The 3,139-nt window shown below is 47.7% G+C and carries 3 protein-coding genes and 1 pseudogene; all 4 read left to right on the forward strand.

What is annotated here, in order from left to right; genetic code table 11:
- Positions 1-529: amidoligase family protein (locus tag ACESLU_RS13485; protein WP_372639151.1), on the forward strand; the 529-nt coding region annotated here is incomplete at its 5' end.
- On the forward strand, positions 522-1,316 hold the full coding sequence (locus ACESLU_RS13490) for a gamma-glutamyl-gamma-aminobutyrate hydrolase family protein (protein ID WP_372639152.1): 795 nt from the start codon (positions 522-524) through the stop codon (positions 1,314-1,316). The genes ACESLU_RS13485 and ACESLU_RS13490, both read left to right, overlap by 8 nt.
- 169 nt (positions 1,317-1,485) lie before the next feature.
- A pseudogene (locus tag ACESLU_RS13495) lies at positions 1,486-1,653 on the forward strand (cytochrome ubiquinol oxidase subunit I); the annotation flags it as partial.
- 332 nt (positions 1,654-1,985) lie between these two features.
- Complete coding sequence (locus ACESLU_RS13500) at positions 1,986-2,969, forward strand: formylglycine-generating enzyme family protein (protein ID WP_372639153.1); 984 nt, start codon at positions 1,986-1,988, stop codon at positions 2,967-2,969.
- The last annotated feature ends 170 nt before the right edge of the window (positions 2,970-3,139 follow it).

Raw genomic sequence — 3,139 nt, forward strand, 5'->3', positions numbered from 1 at the left:
GCCTGATTTGAAAACTGAAACGTTGCTCAATTATCTGCGATCATTTTTGATCCTTTATCCCTGGCTGCTGGAAGAGTTGAAAATAGATTTTTCGCGTCGTATTACTCCCTTTGTTGATCCTTTTCCTCAAAAGTATGTGATCAATATTTTGGAACCATCCTACGCTCCGGATCAGGAACAGCTTATCAGTGATTATATGGAGTTTAATCCCACCCGAAACCGGCCGTTGGACATGATGCCGATTTTTGCGTGGGTAAATAAAGAATTAATATATCCGGTGATGGAAGACAAGAAAAATGTCCCCCGGCCCACTTTTCATTACCGGCTGCCAAACAGCCGTATCGATGATCCGGTCTGGCGCTTCGAAGATGAGTGGAATCTCTGGCTGGAAATCGAAAAGTTGGCCGGTGATAATGAAATGCTGCATAAATTGAGCCGTTTATATGTAACGCGAAAAGAAGAAACGGTAATATCGTTTCGCAAAGAATGGGCAACTACCGTGGCAATTCTATTAGATCTCGATGAGTAAGCATCCGAACATTGGCGTAACGGGTCCGGATAAAGGGGGACAGGCTGCCTGGTGGTTTACGTGGTTCGCGATTTTTATTCAAGGCGGGCGTGCTATTCGGATTCGTCCCAAAGAGGGTATTCCCGATGATGATATTCACGGACTGGTTATAGGCGGCGGGGCCGATATCAATCCCACCTATTATAGAAGTGACGAAGTAAAAGATTTGCTATCGGAAGATCAGGACGTCTCGGGACTGCGGCAGTTTTTGATTTATTTGGCCACTATTTTCTTTTTTCCGTTTATTTATCTTATTCGCAAGATGTTTTCAACAAGTGCGGCCGGTATTGACAAGGAAAGGGATGAGCTTGAATTTACCATTCTGAAGCAGGCTCTTGACAAAGGGATACCTATATTGGGGATTTGTCGGGGTGCGCAGCTGATCAATATTCACCTTGGCGGAACCCTGCATGGTGATATCAGCAATTATTATACTGAGCAACCGCAGGTTAAAACGGTATGGCCAAAAAAGAAGGTGCGGCTTGCGGTGGAAAGCACCCTTCATCGCATTTTGGAGCACCAGTCTGTGTGGGTTAATGCACTGCACAATCAAGCAGTCGACACCCTTGGCAGTGATCTGGAGATTGTGGCCCGGGAGGAAAACGGTGTCGTACAGGCTATTGAACACAAGAGCCGTGATTTTGTTTTGGGGGTTCAATGGCATCCTGAATATATGCCTCAAATTCCACCACAGCGCCGCATCTTTAAAAAATTAGTGGAGGAGGCTCGTAAATTTCTCAACCAGTGAGAAGGAGTCGTTCAATTGACTTCTGATCCGGCTGCAAGCAGCCATCCATTGCAGAAATTATAATTAACGGACAGAACAGACAGTTCCAGGTATTGAAGGAGGCATCGATAGCCGGCTCCCCGTCGATCTCTTCAGCAGTTTCCCGGTTAGCAGAAACTCAAAGGTCCGTATACCAATGGCGATGCCTTTTTTGATGGCGATTGCGGAGTACAAGTGGACAAAAACGGGACAACAGGTCTACCAGGACGTGGCGAAAGCGTGGTCGAAGGGAGTTGCTATTTTCTTTGCAACTGGAGCTGTATCGGGCACGGTGCTTTCGTTTGAGCTGGGCTTGTTGTGACCGACATTTAATTTTCTGACAAAGAGCTTTGAACAAGGAAAGGAAGGGGAAGAGGGAAGGGAGGATCAGGATCAGTTACATGTTGCCACCAGCCGGGGTATTTTTCAGGCCAATAAGTTGCAACACCATACGTTATATAGCCGTAATTAAGCGAATAGATTTCCCAATAAGTGGTATAAAGGGCATAAATGCGACTATATAACAAGATCTGATTATGTGGCCGCTTGCCCGCCAGATTTCTTTATTTTGAAATTGCATCTTGCTTTTTTCTTTACTAAGCTCTGAGCCTGTTGTCGCAAGATTTTCATTTAACTATATTTTATTTCCTTATGAAATACCGTTGTCTGTTACTGTTCATTAGTTTTACGATAGGGACCGCCATCCAGGCAGAAGGCCAGGACTTTGCCCCTTATGAAGAACAAATTCCCGAATCGGATCAACAAATTGAGATGGTCCCGGTTGAGGGTGGCACCTTTTTAATGGGGAGTCCCGAAGATGAATCCGGCCGCGAAGAGGACGAAGGTCCCCAGCACAAGGTAAAAGTGGACAACTTCTGGATGGGGAAATATGAAATAACCTGGGATCAATACGACTTGTTCGTGGAAGAGAAAATCGAGAACGTGACGGCTGCCGGCGGGGGAGAGATCGATATCGAAGCCGATGCCGTTTCTCTTCCGACTCCACCCTATATCGATATGAGCTTCGGTATGGGCCGTGATGGATATCCCGCTATTAATATGACCCAGTATGCGGCCGTGATGTATGCCAAGTGGCTCACCGCGGAAACGGGTCATTTCTATCGGTTGCCCACCGAGGCCGAATGGGAGTATGCGTGCCGGGCCGGGAATAATTCCACCTACACGTTCGGCGACGACCCCGGAAAGCTGGATGAATATGCCTGGTATGAAGAGAATAGCGATGGCGGGTACCAGAAAACAGGCAATAAAGAGCCCAACGCGCTCGGATTGTATGATATCCACGGAAACGTTGCAGAATGGACCATGGACCAGTATGATCCCAATTACTATGAACAATTTGAGGGTGAAACGGCTGATAATCCCTGGCTTAAACCGGATGAGCTGTATCCGCGGTCGCTGCGGGGAGGGAGCTGGCAGGATGATCCGGAAAAATTACGCTGCGCCGAACGACGGGGATCCCAGGCCAAATGGAAGCAGCACGATCCACAGCTGCCCAAAAGTCTCTGGTGGCTTACGAATGCACCTTTCGTAGGGTTCCGGTTAGTGCGTCCCGAAAGCCCACCCCCGCAGGAAGAGATAGAAGAGTACTGGCTGGAAGCCATGGAAGATTATTAACGGCGGGAATGGTTCTTGCCATGGACCCGGTCCCCGATTCCGGGCATGATCAGTACAGTAAGAGGGAATTTATCCCGTATCCTGCTCCCGGGCTACATGTTCATGTTCCGCTATTTCGACGAAGAATCGATACTAAACCGGTCGAAGGCAGGTGATTTATGTATGCTGAT

Source organism: Fodinibius sp. (assembly GCF_041642155.1).
In the GTDB taxonomy this organism is placed as follows: Bacteria; Bacteroidota; Rhodothermia; order Balneolales; family Balneolaceae; genus Fodinibius.

Coding starts and splice junctions, on each gene's coding strand:
- ACESLU_RS13490 (WP_372639152.1), top strand. CDS start 522: ATGAGTAAGCATCCGAACATTGGCGTAACGGGTCCGGATAAAGGGGGA.
- ACESLU_RS13500 (WP_372639153.1), top strand. CDS start 1,986: ATGAAATACCGTTGTCTGTTACTGTTCATTAGTTTTACGATAGGGACC.